The sequence below is a fragment of the Paenibacillus sp. LHD-117 genome (assembly GCF_030929555.1).
GTDB lineage: Bacteria > Bacillota > Bacilli > Paenibacillales > Paenibacillaceae > Pristimantibacillus.
The window spans coordinates 1-544 of record NZ_JAVFVT010000096.1; the positions used below are offsets into that span (position 1 = coordinate 1).

Below are 544 nucleotides of genomic sequence, written 5' to 3' on the forward strand. Positions count from 1 at the left end.
ATACGGTTTCTACGGTGGAATCAAAGTCGAGAATAGGATGATCAGGAAGTACAGGATTAATGATGTCGAGATTAAGCTCTCTTAGCTTCGGCGCGAATTCCATATGCGACTTGCCGAAGCGGATCAACTCCTTGTTAAGGAGGCTATGATGAGGCAGACGACCGCCTAGTGCATGGCGGATTAGGGCATCTTGTCCAAGCGATTTAAAATGAAAGAGGCGTTCGCAGCCGAGCAGCCAGCCGATAACAAGATACTGAAGGATGAGATGTGTAGAGAACAAAGCGTTGGCCGCTTTTGAAAGGCCGAGGGTTTGAAAAGCCCGACTCAAGCCAATCGTTTCGAGAAAGGCTAGGAACACTTTACTGCCTGCAAAATTTGTAGCATTTCTCATAGAAAATTCCGTTTTCATGCGGGTGATTTTTGTGGTAGACTTCACTTTAAGGGTGCTCCTTCCTTGGTTGGTGATGTTCTCGACAAACACCATTCTACCAAAGATTAGAGCACTTTTTTATATTTTTATAAGGTGATACTTTCGTAATTCAGG

The 544-nt window shown here is 44.5% G+C and carries 1 pseudogene; it reads right to left on the bottom strand.

Going from position 1 to position 544, the window contains the following annotated elements:
• Window positions 1-436 (bottom strand): annotated as a pseudogene (locus tag RB620_RS30220) (IS1380 family transposase); the annotation flags it as partial.
• Window positions 437-544 lie beyond the last annotated feature (108 nt).